We start from the raw sequence: 14,420 nt of genomic DNA on the forward strand, positions 1-14,420 counted from the left end.
CAGCTACTCGCGGTAGGAGTAGGATTCCCTAAAGCTGACCCCATGCTCGGCAGCATAGTCTACTTCAAGCAGCAGATAATCGCTAATCAGCGAAAGATCTGCTGTTTTGCTATAATCAAACGTCTGGAATGATACGGACAGTTCCCCTGCCCAAAAACCTAGATCCTGCAATTCCACAGAGTCTGTGTTGCTTTCTGAGGTTTTGATCAATACGTACGTTTTTTCGCCGAGCAGCAAGTAGTGTTTTTCCCAATCCGAAGAGGCCATCCATTGGGTTGCCCATTCACGAACTTGGACAGGAGCCTCCTCTATTTGCAACATGCGGTAGCGTTCGTCAGCTGAAGCGTAGCCAGTTGGTGTCATCCAGTTGGAACCCGTAACTCTCCATATGTGATCGAGGTTGTTCAAAATCATGGCCAGCTCCTTTATCATCCGTTGAGTTGAACATCTTCACCAGATAGTCATAATCTTGCATTACTTGGTTATCTCCTAGATTCCTCGTGGATTCAGCTTCATGTAAGTTCTCGATCTGCTTTTGAAGCTGTTCGATCTGGCCCAGCATGGTCATTTCCGTATGCTGTCGTATAGCCAGCTCTTTGTCCATCGTTACCGCTGCGTTGCTGGCGCCTAATAGATAACCACCATAGGCTCCAATACCTAACAGCAGGGCAAAAACAATCGAATAGAGCCATTCCTTCACACGTGCACCTCCCAACATATGGAAATATCCAATCAGATAAATATTTTTCTCTACGGAATGCTCAAAAACCTGCAATCAGGGTGATTTTGCCATTTATCTTGCCGGATACGGTATAATCAGGGAGATGAAGAGTTCTGCTTGACCATGAGCAGATATCAAGAAAGGTGGCCGCTTATGGCGAGAAGAGAAAAGCAGATCAAGCGGATGCTGCAATATTTCGTGGATGCGACAGTGGAGATCATCGAGGAGGAGGGCATCGAGCATGTCAGCGCCCGAAAAATCGGGGAACGTGCAGGATACACCAGTTCGACGATCTACAATTATTTTGAAGAGCTGTCCCATCTTCTCTACTTTGCCTCCATGCGATTTGTGAAGGAATACTTGCAAGAGCTTCCGCTGTATCTGGAGCGGGGAGAGACGTACGTGGACAAGTACGTGCTGAGCTGGGAGTGCTTTTGCAAACATTCTTTTGCCAAACCGCAAATCTATCACGCCTTGTTCATTGCCGATCTGGGGCAAAAACCCCAGGACATGCTGGAGCATTACTTTTCCATCTACTCCAGCGATCTGATCGGCTTTACAGAAGAGATCAGGCCGATGCTGTACGATCCGGATCTCACCTCGCGCAGCAGGGCATTGCTGGAATTGGCCAAGCAGGAGCAGCAGCTGTCAGATGAGAAAATTGAGGAAGTCAACGAGATGGCTGTCCTGATCTGGGAAGGGATGATGACGACAGTGCTGAACAAGCGTCGGGATGCCGACCCGCAGGAAGCTGCCGAGAAAACCATGAAATACATCCGAACCATCATGCGGACGCTATAGTCCGTTTTTTTCTTCTTGACCCTCTTTTTCAGGAGAGAGATAATAGGCTCAACTTAAATTATGAACGCGTTCATAATATGACCGTATTCAAAATACTCCATTCAAAAGAGGTGTGTTGGCATGGTAGCGCAGTCCAAAAGAACGGGTGGTTTGATCGATTGTGACATCCATCCGGTATTAAGCGATTTCAACGAGTTGGTTCCTTATCTGGACGAATCGATCCAGCAGTATATGAATATCGGCAAATTCGCCAAGGGTGCTCTGGCGAAGCAAAACAGCGGTTCCTTCAAGTTTCCTTCCTCGCCGTATGCCAATCCGTTGCCAGTGCCTTTGCGTGCGGATGCTTTTCCGCCAAATGGCGATATTCCCGGCAGTGATCCTGCTTTTCTGGCGCAAGATCTGTTGGATCGCTGCAATGCCACCTACGGTATCTTGAATATTGGTCACGGGACGATGGCTGCTTTCCACAATGTTGAGGTAGCAGCGAAATACACGTCCGCTGCCAATGACTGGCTGTATGACAAATGGATCAAAAGCGATCCGCGCTACCGGATGACGATGGAGATCACCCCGCTTGATCCGGCAATGGCGGTAAAAGAGATCGAGCGCATCGGCAAGCGTCCTGAAATCGTCGGGATCAACATGCACTGTGTGAATATTCCGCTGGGAAAACGTCACTACTGGCCGATCTATGAGATTGCTGAAGCGTACAATCTTCCAATCGTGCTGCACCCGGATTCTGAAGGTACAGGGGAGTACGCAGCGACTGCTGGGGTCGGACCGGCTTCTACGTATATGGAGTGGCATACCTCGTTGGGGCTGATCGGTCAGCGCAATGTCATCAGTCTCGTCGCAGACGGTGTCTTTGAACAATTTCCGAACCTGAAGGTCAATTTCATCGAATACGGTTTTTCCTGGATCGCACCGACGATGTGGCGGATGGACAAGAACTGGAAGGCGTTGCGTCATGAGGTGCCTTGGCTGAAAATGCTGCCAAGCGAGTACATTCGTCGCAATATCCGCTTCGGTACCCAACCCATCGAGGAGCCTGCCAGACCAAAGGACCTGATCGAAATCATTCAGATGATCGACGCCGAGCACATGCTGCTGTTCTGCAGTGATTATCCGCACTGGGACGGAGACGAGCTGGATCGGGCGTTCTTGCACTTCCCGCAAGAGCTGAAGGATAAGATCTTTTATCAAAATCCGCTGGAGTCATTCCGGTTTTAATAGGAAGGGGAGACGGGAAGTGAGTACAAAAGAAAAGCATCGTTTGGTCGTCTGTCCTGCCGAGGAAATGCAGGAAGGCTCGCGGCAGCTGATCGAAGTCAACGGAGTAGAAATCGGCTTGATTCGTGCAGAGGGAGTCTGCTACGCCTTTCGCAACAGCTGTCCCCATCAGGGTGTTCCGATGCTGTACGGCTCGGTAGTGGGAACGATGCTACCCTCTGACCCGCATCAGTACATCTACGGCAATCACAATGAAATCATTCGCTGCCCGCTGCACGGTTGGGAATTCAACCTGAAAACAGGGAAAGCGATGTTCTCGCCGGATGTGTCTATCAAAATGTACGAGGTTAAAGAAGAAGGCGGGGAAATTGTCCTGTATCTGGATCGACAGCCCGAACAGGTTACGCGCAAAGAATTCTCCTGTATCTTATCCTCCTGATGGCAGAAGCGTTATAGTACAATCACATCCATGAATGACCATACGATAAGTTTATTAATAAATAGAAAAGGGATTGACGAAACTAGAGAAGATGTGGATAATTTAATTCGTAGTTATCCAATCGGAAATATTAACAAAATTTGGGGGACATTATGAAGAAGTCATATCTATCTCTATTTATGGGACTCGCTCTGGCTTTGGTTGTGACTGGTTGCGGCGGCGGTCAGCAAGCAGCTCCACAAACCGGCACTGGGTCTGAAGGTGGCACACCAGCTGCCGAACAGCAAAATGAAACACTGAAAATCGGCGTAATGTCCGGATCGGAAGAAGAGATCTGGAAAGTAGCAAAAGACGTAGCAGCAAAAGACGGCCTGACTCTGGAGCTCGTACCGTTCAACGACTACGTGCTGCCAAATAAAGCTTTGGACAAAGGTGATCTCGATGCCAACGCTTTCCAACACGTACCGTACATGGAAGAGTTCAATGCAAACCACGGCACGAAAGTTGTGAAGCTGGCTGATACGATCAACTTCCCGATCGGTATCTATTCCGAGAAAATCAAAGATATCTCCGAGCTGAAAGAAGGAGACATCGTAGGTCTGCCGAACGACCCGACCAATGGTGCACGCGCTCTGATTCTGTTTGAAAGCGCTGGTCTGATCAAATTGAAAGAAGGCAAAGGTGTAAAAGCGACTGTCCTCGACATCGCAGAAAATCCAAAAACCTGACTTTCAAAGAACTGGATGCCGCTTTCATTCCTAAAACATTGGGTAATATGAGCGCTGCCGTGATCAACACCAACTTCGCGATCGAAGCTGGATTGGTTCCAACCAAAGACGCCATCTACATGGAACCAAAAGATTCTCCTTGGGTGAACATTATTGCCGTTCGTGAGGGAGAACAAGACAAGCCAGTGTTCCAAAAGCTGGTGAAAGCTTACCAGTCTGATGAAGTGAAGAAGTTCGTTGAAGAAAAATACGGTGATTCGATGGTAGCTGCCTGGTAATCGGCAGTCTGTCTATTCACCCTTCTACACAGGTCTCTTCCTATTAGGAGGGGGCCTTGTTTTTTAGAGATAAAGCCTGGAGGGGGTACTGGAATGAAGAAGAGAGTTGACGTCATCGTCTTAGGGGTAGGCTCGATGGGAATGGCTGCAGGGGCCTTTATCGCCAAGCAAGGGGCCAGTGTGCTGTTGCTGGACGCATTTGATCCGCCACATCATCAGGGCAGCCATCACGGTGATACGCGCATGATACGGCATGCCTACGGGGAAGGGAAAAAATACGTACCGCTGGTGCTTCACGCTCAGAAGCTATGGCATCAACTGGAGGAAGAGACGGGAGAGCGTCTCTTCGAGAACACTGGCGTACTGGGACTTGGGAAATCGGATTCTCCTTTTCTCATAGAGGAAATCGCCAGCTCCAAGGAGTTTTCCTTGCCGTTGGAGATCCTGGAAGCGGCAGAAGTGAGGAAGCGTTGGCCGGGGATTCGGATTGAAGACGACTTGATTGGCGCCTTTGAACCGAATTCCGGACTGCTCTACAGTGAGGCGTGCATCTCTGCCTATCGCCGGGTCGCACAGCAGCATGGAGCCGAGCTCTGCATGAACACAAGAGCGAATCGGATCACCTATCATGCAGACGGCGTGACCGTGCATACAGAAAAGGGAGATTTTCAGGCGGACAGGCTGATTGTGACCGCCGGAGCGTGGACGGGCTTACTGCTGCGCGATCTTGATATTCCCCTGCAGCCCTTCCGAAAAACAGCAGTGTGGTACGAAGCCGACGAAGCCTTGTACGGACTTGGATCTTTTCCTTCGTACTTCATGGATTTGCCGGGAGAGCGCTTTTATGGCTTCCCCAGTATCCAGGGCTCCGGGTTGAAAATAGGCAGCCATGATGCAGGAAGAATCGTTGACCCTGACGAGGTAAACAGGGAATTTGGTTCCCAGCCCGATGATGAGGGGGATTTGGCCCTCATGGTCGAACGCTTTTTCCCGGGTGTGTCCCGCCAGAACAAGCGCGGACAGGTATGTCTTGTCACCTGGACGCCCGACCACGATTTTATTATCGATCGTCATCCCGACCACGAGCATGTCCTGCTCATCTCAGCCTGCTCGGCTCACGGCTTCAAGTTTGCCAGCGCGATTGGCGAAATCGCCATGCAGATGAGCTTGAAAGGGAAGACAGAGATGGATATCACTCCATTTTCACTGCGACGTTTTATGTGATTAGGCTATTTTCTCACCACTGCCCGAGGCCGCTGTCTCGGGTTTCTTTTTGTACATGGGAATAACCGGAAAGGAAATCCTGTATTCATGTATAATGAAAAATTGTATAATTTGGAAAAGAAACCTACTGACAGGTGATCAACGTGAAATTTAACAAGAAAGAAAAATGGGTCTTGGCGGGATTGCTGGCCATTCCTACAGTGCTTACCCTCCTGTTGGCCTATCCGCGCTACGAAAGCTTTTACGCGACGGGAGAGATCGTGTCGATTCAAAAGCTGGGCATTGATGGCAACGTGTACTTTACTTATATCGAAGGTGGGGTTACGGCCAACAATCTCGAAAAAATCCTGGTGCAAATGGATTATTGGGCTGAGGAGCGAGATGTGAGGTTTCGCCCCATGAGTGAAGAAGAGGTCGAATTGGACGATGAGGCAGAAGAGATTGGCGACGATTATAAAGAAATGGTTGTCTCCAACGCTATTGAGGTTTCAGGATATTCTGTGAACCAGGAGGACTCACAGGACGAGAAATATGCGAGCATCATGGATCAGGCTGCCGAGTATCACGGTGATTCCTTTGGTCTGATGGTCGCGATCGGGCTAGTGGAGGAAGAGACGGGCGAGGATTTCTCCAGAGGTGGGAAGTACATGATTGCAGGGACCGGGACGATGGAATTCGATGGAACGGTTGGCTCTATTGACGGAATCCAGGAAAAGCTGCTGACGGCAGAAGAGCAGGGCGTCACCCACTTTCTGGTTCCCAAAGACAAGGAAGTGTACTCCTTTTTCTACGATGGCTTGAGCAATCAGGAAGAAGCAGAGCAATATCAGCTTACGGTCAATCCGAAGATGAAGATTGTCCCCGTGGAAACCTTGGATGAAGCCTTGGTTTATTTAGCGAGTTTGCCGTAAGGGAGAAAAAAGGAGAGTCAGTGAGATGCAAGAAAAAGTCGATGCATGGGGCAAATATTTATTTGTCTTTTTGATAGTTGGTTTGGCGAGTTCAGGGGTCAGCCTGCTATTTAGCCTGGTCGAAGCGTGGAATGAGCCGTTTTACATGGAATTCGTGATAGATCTCGATATTGCAGTTGGGATTTTTACCAGTATTGCGGCAATTATTGCGACGATTTTATTTTTAGGCTGGATTTATCGCGTGCATAAAGAATACAAGGAGATCAGCCCGGATTATCCGGTCACACCTGGCGGGGCGCTTTGCCGAATCTTGATCCCGTTCTACAACATCGTCGGGCTTTGGACGATCTATTCAAATATGTCGCGTTTTTTGATCCAGTATGATACCAGTGTCAAAAAGCATGGGAAAAGACTGCGCGCGTTCATTCCCTACTATTATTTTTCTCATATGATCTATAGCTTTCTGAACAGAAGATTGTTGATGGAGGAAGAGTACTCTATCAACCTGCTCTTGCTTACGGTGGGTATGGAAGTGATTGTCTCGTTGTCCTATATTGCGATGTTCGTCGCGATTACGAGCGGGTTGAAGGCGGTGAGGGAGCATCAGCAGCAGCTTCAATTGGAACAGGAAGCAGCCACAGCTGCTGAAGAAGCGGGGGCTGCTTCCGGTGAAGAGTCTGAAGCAGGAGTATGATTGGAGCATTCTGGCAACAAAACTTGCACTCCCTCCAAAGATCATCTATCTAAGTTAAGCGAGAGTACCCCCACTTCTATAAGTGGTGGGGTGAATCGCTTTTCTTTTTTCCTTCTTTTGCATATAATCAAAGAGAACATAACGAACGAATGTTCCGTATGCAGGACGCTTGCAAAAGGAGGTGAAAACACATGCACGACAAAGGTTCCTACCAAACCTACCAGATCTGGATCAAACCAGGACATCGGCTCTTTCCGTACTTTCAGCAGTTGTGTCAACAAGCCAAAAGCTGGTACAACACCACGAACTTCTTCATTCGGCAGGTGTATACGGCTCTCACCCAAGGCAAGGAGCTTCAACCCCTCCAACAGGAAGTGATGGACCTCATTCATCAACATTTGGATGCAATGAATGAGAATCAATTTCTTGCTTTCCAGAAAAAGGTGGTAAAGGAAAGCATGAAGCCTGAGGAGCAGCGTAAAGACGTGAAAGCGAACCTGCTTCCCCTTCCAACCAAGGAAGAACCGATGCTTAGCTACCACTTCCTCGATGCGCTGTTCAAAGCGATGGGGCAGGAAAACTATCGAGCCTTACCGACGCAAAGCAGTCAGAACATCATGAAAGTAGCGTTTCAAAATTGGAAGAGTTTTTTTGCCTTAATCAAGAAGTATAAGAGCAATCCAACTTCCTTGTCAGGAAAGCCACGGATTCCGAAGTATTGCCGTACTCCACAAAAAGAGTTCATTTTCACGAATCAGGATTGCGAAATCAGGAATCATCGGTTCTTGAAGCTTCCTTTTACGAAGCAACGGTTGAATATTGGGAAAGTCGGCTTTACAAACGGGAGGCTTATGCAAGTACGAGTGATTCCGTCCTACGGACGCTATGTGGTGGAACTCATTTTTACTTGTGACGAGCAACCGCAACAGCATCCTTTGGATCGAGTGATGGCGATTGATCTGGGCATTGATAACCTTGCAACCATTGTGACCAATACAGGCAGAACGCCTACGTTGGTCAAGGGCAAAGTTGTCAAGTCGATCAATCAGTATTACAACAAGCAAAAGGCGTATTTTGTTGGCATTTTGCGCCAAGGAAAGAAGTCGCATGAAGGACAAAAGACCTCGAAACGACTGGAACGTTTGCATCGCAAGCGATTTCTCAAAATCAAGGACATCTTCCATAAGGCAAGTCATGCCATTGTGGAAATCGCTTTACAAGAGCAGATCGGAACGATTGTCATTGGTCATAACACCCAATGGAAAAGCGAATCCAATATGGGCAAAAGGAACAATCAATCGTTTTGCCACATTCCGCACAACCTGTTGATTCAAATGATTCGCTACAAGGCAAAGCGGTCAGGGATGACAACCATCGTGAGGGAAGAATCCTACACTTCAAAAGCAAGCTTCCTAGATAACGACGACATCCCTACGTATGGTGAAAGCGATACAATCGCAATCTTTTCAGGGAAGCGAATTCACCGTGGCATGTACCGTTGCGCAAACGGGACATTGATCAATGCCGATGTGAACGGAGCCTACAACATTTTGCGAAAAGAAGTTCCAAAGGTATTCGCTAATGGAATAGAGGGGTTGGACGGCCTGTCGGCTGTCGCTGTGTCAACTCCGCTTGTGTTAAGCGTCCGATAAGGACGACACATAAGAAACCCCCACCTCTATAGGTGGTGGGAGTATTCATTCTAGAATAAGAATATACGTTCGCTATTAAAGGGGTGCAGGTAGGATGAACCGTTGTGGCTGGGTGACACAAGATCCTTTGTATGAAGCATATCACGATCATGAATGGGGTGTCCCGGTATACGATGATCGACTGTTGTTTGAATTTCTCAATCTCGAAGGGGCGCAGGCAGGGTTGAGCTGGTACACGATTTTGAAGAAAAGGGAAGGGTATCGCAAGGCCTTTCACCAGTTTGACCCGGCGAAAATCGTCCAATACGACGAGAAAAAGATCGAGGAGCTGCTTCAGGACGAAGGCATTGTACGCAATAAACTGAAGATCCGCGCCGTCATCAATAATGCCCATGCTTACTTTAAGGTAGTAGAGGAATTCGGCAGCTTTCACGAATACATCTGGTCCTTCGTAGGGGGCAAGGCGATCCAAAACCATTTTCAGCAGCTGAGTGAAGTGCCGGCTTCGACGGAAATCAGCGACCGGATGAGCAAGGATTTGAAGAAGCGTGGTTTCAAGTTTGTTGGATCGACGATCTGCTACGCCTATATGCAAGCCGTGGGCATGGTGAATGACCACATCACGACGTGTGATTGCTATCCAAAACACGCCCATCAAGTATAAAGAAACTGTCCTAAGAGTCCCGCGACTCTTGGACAGCTTTTTTGTACTCTCGGAATGTGAAGTGCGCTAATTCGTCCGTAGTGGTGGACAGTTTGGATTGAGCGGATGCTTATCATTTCGCGACAGTTACTACGAAGCAGAACAGAGGAAGTTGTTTGTAAGATAGAACAAGCACGCAAGCTGGTGAGAGGAAAAAGAGAAACCTGCCTTTAGCGTCCACCCAACGGCGGTCGATTACAAAAAAGGGTTTTCCTTTTTAATGTGCATTTTTAGAAAACAAAGAAGAATAGAAAAATTACATATACAAACAAAAACAAAACATATATAATCAGCGATATAAAGAAAAACAGACGAAAACAAATAAAATAAAAGCCGTTAATCAAACGTAGAAACATATATTCGGGCAGAGAAGAGGAGATTTATGTCGGAATATGTTCTGGAACTGAAAGGAATTACGAAAGCGTTTCCAGGCGTGCGGGCATTGGATCAGGTCCAATTTCAGCTCAAAAAAGGCGAAATACACGCATTGATGGGGGAGAATGGAGCGGGTAAATCCACGTTTATCAAAATCATTACTGGCGTTCACCTCCCCGATGAGGGCGAGCTCTACCTGAATGGGGAACGGACAGAAATCAAAAGTCCCAAAGACGCGCAAAAGCTGGGGATCGCTGCCATTTACCAGCATGTGACCTGCTTTCCTGACCTCAGCGTGACAGAGAACATATTCATGGGCCATGAGAAAATCAGCAGACGAGCGAAGCGGATTCTCTGGTATGACATGCATGCGGAGGCCAAGCGCCTGTTGCAGGAGCTGGGCAGCAATCTGGACCCGAGAACAAAAATGGGCGCTCTCAGCGTAGCCCAGCAGCAGGTCGTCGAAATAGCCAAAGCTTTGTCCATGCAGGCTCGCATCATCATTATGGATGAGCCGACGGCCGCCTTGACGACGCGTGAGAGCGAGGAGCTGTACAAAATTACGGAGAAGCTGCGAGATCAAGGGGCGGCTATTATCTTCATCTCGCACCGATTCGAGGATATGTATCGGCTGGCAAGCAAAGTGACGGTTTTTCGCGATTCCCGCTACATCGGGACCTGGGGTGTGAACGACATCGCCAACGAGGACTTGATCGTCGCCATGGTGGGACGGGAGATCACCCAGCTTTTTCCCAAGCGGCAAGGTGAGCCGGGAGAAGAGCTGCTGCGGGTCGAGGGACTGGGCAAGACCGGGTATTTCGCAGACGTCTCGTTTGCCCTGAAACGTGGGGAGATTCTTGGTCTGACAGGGTTGGTCGGGGCAGGCAGGACAGAGGTGTGCCAGGCGATCTTTGGCATTATCGATTACGATAAAGGGCGGATATTTCTGCGTGGAGAGGAAATTCATATCAGGCATCCCTGGCAGGCGATGGAGTCGGGGATCGGCTATTTGCCAGAGGATCGGCAAAAGCAGGGCTTGGTGCTGGAGTGGGGCATCGGGCGCAATATCACGCTATCTGCGTTGGACCAGCTGTCCACTCGCGGTTGGGTGGATGAACAGAAAGAGGCGGAGTTGGCGAAGTCTCTGGCGGAAAAGGTGCAGGTCAAGGCTCAGAGCATTTTTGATCTGGCCAGCTCTCTTTCTGGCGGCAATCAGCAAAAAGTGGTCGTGGCCAAACTTTTGACGGCGCAGCTGGACGTCATCATTCTGGATGAGCCGACCAAAGGTGTTGACGTGGGAGCCAAATCAGCGATTTACGAAATGATCAGCGAGCTGGCAGCACAAGGGTACGGCATCATCATGGTTTCCTCTGAGATGCCGGAAGTGATCGGGATGAGTGACCGGGTCATCGTCATGCGCGAGGGGAGAGTGACCGCTGCACTCGATGCCGCGACCGTCACCCAGGAGGCGATCCTGGAGGCTGCGATGGTAAGCCAGACAATTTCCTAGACACCTGCCAGAGGCATGCTGGCAGTAGAAGGTGGTGGTTGAGTTGACAGGCAATACACTGGCGAAGACCTCGCTCGGGGCGAGATTTGCCCGCTTTCGTGAGCTGGGCTTGCTGCTCTTTATCCTCTTGCTCTCCATCGGGGTACAGCTTCGCAATCCGAGCTTTTTGACTCTGGAAAATATCCATGACATGGTCACCAATACCGCGATTTTAAGCATCCTGGCTGTAGGAATGATGCTCGTCATCGTCACACGCGGAATCGATCTGTCCATCGGAGCCACTCTGGCCTTGTCAGGAATGATCGCGGCATTGACCGTGAGTGCGTACCCCGACATTCATCCGCTGTGGGCGATTCTTCTGGGGACGCTGGTCGGTCTCCTATGCGGGTCCATCATCGGTCTCCTCGTCTCCAAGTCAGGCATTCTTCCGATCATTGCGACGCTGGGGATGATGAACGTATTTCGCGGCGCTACCTTTATGGTCAGCGGCGGAAAATGGGTGAGCGCCCATCAGATGCCTGCGTCGTTCAAGGCGATCGCCACAGGCTCCGTTCTGGGAATCAACACGCTCATTTTTATCGCCATCATCATTTACATCCTTTTCTACTATTTCATTACGTACACACGCACCGGCAGGCAAATCTACGCCGTCGGCAGCAATCCTGACTCAGCTCGGATCAGCGGAATCAACAATGACAAGATCCTCTGGCTGGTCTACACGATCATGGGCGGCTTGTCCGGTCTGGCCGGTGTGCTGTGGGTAGCGAAATTTGCTTCCGCACAGGGAGATACGGCAGTTGGCTACGAGCTGAGCGTTATCGCGGCATGTGTCCTGGGCGGAGTCAGCATCGCGGGAGGCTCCGGCAAGATCTCCGGAATTATTCTGGGCTCGATCCTGCTCGGCATTCTGAACAATGCGCTGCCGCTGATCAATGTTTCCCCGTTCTGGCAAATGGGAATCCAGGGTTCGATCATCCTCATTGCGGTCGTGATCAATGCACTGGTAAAGCGGGGCGTCGATCGCAACAACCTGATGAGGAGGAGGATCTAGGCATGGAGAAGCGAGTTTTGCTCGGCCATCGTGATTTTTCGTGGAAATCGTTTTTTCTGCAGTGGGAATGGATGCTCGTCCTGATTTTTATTCTTGTAAACGTTATCAATGCGTATCTCTCCCCCTACTATCTGAATGGCGACAGCCTGCGAGATGCGACGATGACCTTTCTGGACAAGGCGTTCATCGTGCTGCCGATGGTGCTGATCATCATTCTCGGAGATATCGATATATCCGTTGCTTCTATCGTCGCCTTGTCCTCTGTCGTGATGGCGGACTTGTTTACGCGAGGCGTACCGATGGAGCTGGCAATATTGAGCTGTCTGGCGGTGGGAACGCTCTGTGGCTACATAAACGGCCTTTTGATTACGAAATTCAAGGAGCTTTCTGCGGTCATCGTGACCCTGGCGACGATGATTATCTACCGGGGAATTGCCTACATCATCCTGGAGGACCAGGCTGCCGGTAAATTTCCCGAGTGGTTCAGCTATCTGGGCTGGGGGTATGTGGGGACAGTCCCGTTTATCTTTCTCGTCTTTGTGCTTTTCGCCATTGCTTTCGTTCTATTGCTGCACAAGACGACCTTTGGCAGGCGTGTGTATGCGATGGGCAGCAATGCGACGGCCAGCCAATTTTCCGGGATCAAGGTAGATCGAATCAAGATCATCGTCTTTACATTGGCTGGGTTGATGGCGGCAGTAACGGCACTTTTCCTGACCTCGCGGATGGGCAGCACCAGACCCAATATCGCGACAGGCTATGAGCTGGACGTGATTGCGATGGTGGTGCTTGGTGGAATCAGCACGTCAGGAGGCAAGGGACGCATGATCGGGGCGATTTTGGCTGTATTTCTGATCGGCTACCTGCGCTATGGGTTGGGTCTTGTCAATGTGCCTGCCCAAATGCTTCTGATCATCATCGGGCTTCTCCTGATCGCCGCAGTCATGATTCCCAATCTCAAGGGGAGGCCATCCAAGGGCAAAAAAAGTGGTTGATGCAGGATACATCACAGGATGAAACCTGTTGTGTATAGGAATTGAAAATGGGGGGAATGGGCATGAAAAAGATTTTGACATCATTCTTAACCGTTCTGCTAGCGGCATCCATGCTGGCTGCGTGTAGCCAAACGGCGAGTCAGCCGGGCAGCTCCGGTGGTGACGCAGGCGGGAAGAAACGATTCGCCATCATCTTTAAGAACACCGGCAATCCATACGGTGAAAAGCAGATGGAAGGCTTCAAGATCGCCATTGAAGAGACAGGCGGCGAAGCGATTCTGAAAGCGCCGGATCAGCCGACAGCAGAGGCGCAGATTCAAATGATCGAAGAGTTGATTTCGCAAAAGGTAGATGCGATTGCCGTCGTCGCCAACGACCCGGACGCTTTGCAGCCGGCTCTGAAAAAGGCGATGGATGCTGGCATCAAGGTGCTCTCGCTGGATTCCGCAGTCAACACACAAAGCCGCTTGGTCCATATCAATCAGGCAGACCCCGAGCGGATTGGTCGTGTCCAGGTCCAGGCTGCAGCTGAAATGATTGGCAGTAAAGGGGAGATCGCGGTACTGAGTGCCACTTCCCAGGCGACGAACCAGAACCTGTGGATCGAATGGATGAAAAAAGAGCTGGAAGATCCCAAATACAAGGATATGAAGCTGGTCAAGGTAGCTTATGGTGACGACCTGCGCGACAAAAGCGTATCCGAGACAGAAGCCTTGCTCAAATCCTATCCGGATTTGAAAGCGATCATTGCACCGACGACGGTCGGGATTGCGGCGGCTGGCAAAGTGCTGACGGATAAAGGCCTGAAGGACAAAGTGAAGCTGACCGGACTGGGACTGCCAAGCGAAATGGCCGAGTACATCGAAAGCGGAGTCAGCCCGTGGATGTACCTGTGGAACCCGGTGGATGTCGGTTACCTGTCGGGCTATGCCGCGGATGCGCTGGTCAAGGGAACGATCACCGGCAAGGCGGGGGAGAAGTTCACCGCTGGCAAACTGGGTGAGAAGGAAATCATCGCGGATGGGGATGGTACGCAGATCATGCTGGGTGATCCGTTCAAATTCGATCCTGCGAACATCGGGGAGTGGAAACAGGTCTACTAGTCTTC

General features: G+C 50.0%; 14 protein-coding genes and 1 pseudogene. 13 read left to right on the top strand and 2 right to left on the bottom strand.

What is annotated here, in order from left to right; translation table 11 throughout:
• Positions 1 to 3: 3 nt before the first annotated feature.
• Entirely contained in the window at positions 4 to 363 is a 360-nt protein-coding gene (locus JZI27_RS03565; RefSeq protein ID WP_280206801.1) for a hypothetical protein, read from the bottom strand.
• Positions 335 to 700 (bottom strand): hypothetical protein, encoded by a 366-nt coding sequence (locus JZI27_RS03570; protein ID WP_280206802.1) that lies wholly within the window; start codon positions 698 to 700, stop codon positions 335 to 337. Before JZI27_RS03570 ends, JZI27_RS03565 begins: the two co-directional genes overlap by 29 nt.
• Before the next feature lie 174 nt (positions 701 to 874).
• On the opposite strand from JZI27_RS03570, the gene JZI27_RS03575 reads away from it, so the two are divergent.
• The 13 genes and pseudogenes from JZI27_RS03575 (at position 875) to rhaS (ending at position 14,415) form a co-directional block, all read left to right on the top strand.
• Entirely contained in the window at positions 875 to 1,522 is a 648-nt protein-coding gene (locus JZI27_RS03575) for a TetR/AcrR family transcriptional regulator (RefSeq protein ID WP_280206803.1), read from the top strand.
• Positions 1,523 to 1,642: 120 nt separating this feature from the next.
• Complete coding sequence (locus JZI27_RS03580) at positions 1,643 to 2,752, top strand: amidohydrolase family protein (protein ID WP_280206804.1); 1,110 nt, start codon at positions 1,643 to 1,645, stop codon at positions 2,750 to 2,752.
• Positions 2,753 to 2,771: 19 nt separating this feature from the next.
• Positions 2,772 to 3,191 carry a Rieske (2Fe-2S) protein gene (locus tag JZI27_RS03585; RefSeq protein WP_280206805.1) on the top strand — a complete coding sequence of 140 codons (420 nt, stop codon included), beginning with the start codon at positions 2,772 to 2,774 and terminating at the stop codon, positions 3,189 to 3,191.
• A gap of 311 nt (positions 3,192 to 3,502) precedes the next feature.
• Positions 3,503 to 4,197 (top strand): annotated as a pseudogene (locus tag JZI27_RS03590) (MetQ/NlpA family ABC transporter substrate-binding protein).
• Between the two features lie 93 nt (positions 4,198 to 4,290).
• Positions 4,291 to 5,421 (top strand): N-methyl-L-tryptophan oxidase, encoded by a 1,131-nt coding sequence (solA, locus tag JZI27_RS03595; RefSeq protein WP_280206806.1) that lies wholly within the window; start codon positions 4,291 to 4,293, stop codon positions 5,419 to 5,421.
• A gap of 143 nt (positions 5,422 to 5,564) precedes the next feature.
• Positions 5,565 to 6,332: a S16 family serine protease gene (locus tag JZI27_RS03600; protein WP_122910026.1), complete on the top strand. Its 768-nt coding sequence runs from the start codon at positions 5,565 to 5,567 to the stop codon at positions 6,330 to 6,332.
• Positions 6,333 to 6,357: 25 nt separating this feature from the next.
• Positions 6,358 to 7,026, top strand: coding sequence for a DUF4328 domain-containing protein (locus tag JZI27_RS03605; protein WP_122910025.1), 669 nt, complete (start codon positions 6,358 to 6,360; stop codon positions 7,024 to 7,026).
• 191 nt (positions 7,027 to 7,217) lie between these two features.
• Positions 7,218 to 8,678 (top strand): RNA-guided endonuclease InsQ/TnpB family protein, encoded by a 1,461-nt coding sequence (locus JZI27_RS03610; RefSeq protein ID WP_280206808.1) that lies wholly within the window; start codon positions 7,218 to 7,220, stop codon positions 8,676 to 8,678.
• Positions 8,679 to 8,772: 94 nt separating this feature from the next.
• The gene (locus tag JZI27_RS03615; protein WP_122910023.1) at positions 8,773 to 9,342 is read left to right on the top strand and encodes a DNA-3-methyladenine glycosylase I; all 570 of its coding nucleotides are present in this window, start codon (positions 8,773 to 8,775) and stop codon (positions 9,340 to 9,342) included.
• A gap of 421 nt (positions 9,343 to 9,763) precedes the next feature.
• Positions 9,764 to 11,266, top strand: coding sequence for a sugar ABC transporter ATP-binding protein (locus tag JZI27_RS03620; RefSeq protein ID WP_280206809.1), 1,503 nt, complete (start codon positions 9,764 to 9,766; stop codon positions 11,264 to 11,266).
• A 43-nt stretch (positions 11,267 to 11,309) separates the two neighbouring features.
• On the top strand, positions 11,310 to 12,317 hold the full coding sequence (locus JZI27_RS03625; RefSeq protein WP_280206810.1) for an ABC transporter permease: 1,008 nt from the start codon (positions 11,310 to 11,312) through the stop codon (positions 12,315 to 12,317).
• Between the two features lie 2 nt (positions 12,318 to 12,319).
• The gene (locus JZI27_RS03630) at positions 12,320 to 13,312 is read left to right on the top strand and encodes an ABC transporter permease (protein ID WP_280206811.1); all 993 of its coding nucleotides are present in this window, start codon (positions 12,320 to 12,322) and stop codon (positions 13,310 to 13,312) included.
• A 62-nt stretch (positions 13,313 to 13,374) separates the two neighbouring features.
• Positions 13,375 to 14,415 (top strand): rhamnose ABC transporter substrate-binding protein, encoded by a 1,041-nt coding sequence (gene rhaS, locus JZI27_RS03635; RefSeq protein WP_280206812.1) that lies wholly within the window; start codon positions 13,375 to 13,377, stop codon positions 14,413 to 14,415.
• The last annotated feature ends 5 nt before the right edge of the window (positions 14,416 to 14,420 follow it).

The organism is Brevibacillus sp. AY1 (assembly GCF_029870785.1).
Classification (GTDB): Bacteria; Bacillota; Bacilli; order Brevibacillales; family Brevibacillaceae; genus Brevibacillus; species Brevibacillus invocatus.

Excerpts from the sequence above, each read along its gene's own strand:
- JZI27_RS03575 (WP_280206803.1), top strand. The coding sequence starts at position 875 with ATGGCGAGAAGAGAAAAGCAGATCAAGCGGATGCTGCAATATTTCGTG.
- JZI27_RS03615 (WP_122910023.1), top strand. The coding sequence starts at position 8,773 with ATGAACCGTTGTGGCTGGGTGACACAAGATCCTTTGTATGAAGCATAT.
- JZI27_RS03620 (WP_280206809.1), top strand. The coding sequence starts at position 9,764 with ATGTCGGAATATGTTCTGGAACTGAAAGGAATTACGAAAGCGTTTCCA.
- JZI27_RS03580 (WP_280206804.1), top strand. The coding sequence starts at position 1,643 with ATGGTAGCGCAGTCCAAAAGAACGGGTGGTTTGATCGATTGTGACATC.
- rhaS (WP_280206812.1), top strand. The coding sequence starts at position 13,375 with ATGAAAAAGATTTTGACATCATTCTTAACCGTTCTGCTAGCGGCATCC.
- JZI27_RS03565 (WP_280206801.1), bottom strand. The coding sequence starts at position 363 with ATGACACCAACTGGCTACGCTTCAGCTGACGAACGCTACCGCATGTTG.
- JZI27_RS03610 (WP_280206808.1), top strand. The coding sequence starts at position 7,218 with ATGCACGACAAAGGTTCCTACCAAACCTACCAGATCTGGATCAAACCA.
- JZI27_RS03630 (WP_280206811.1), top strand. The coding sequence starts at position 12,320 with ATGGAGAAGCGAGTTTTGCTCGGCCATCGTGATTTTTCGTGGAAATCG.
- solA (WP_280206806.1), top strand. The coding sequence starts at position 4,291 with ATGAAGAAGAGAGTTGACGTCATCGTCTTAGGGGTAGGCTCGATGGGA.
- JZI27_RS03605 (WP_122910025.1), top strand. The coding sequence starts at position 6,358 with ATGCAAGAAAAAGTCGATGCATGGGGCAAATATTTATTTGTCTTTTTG.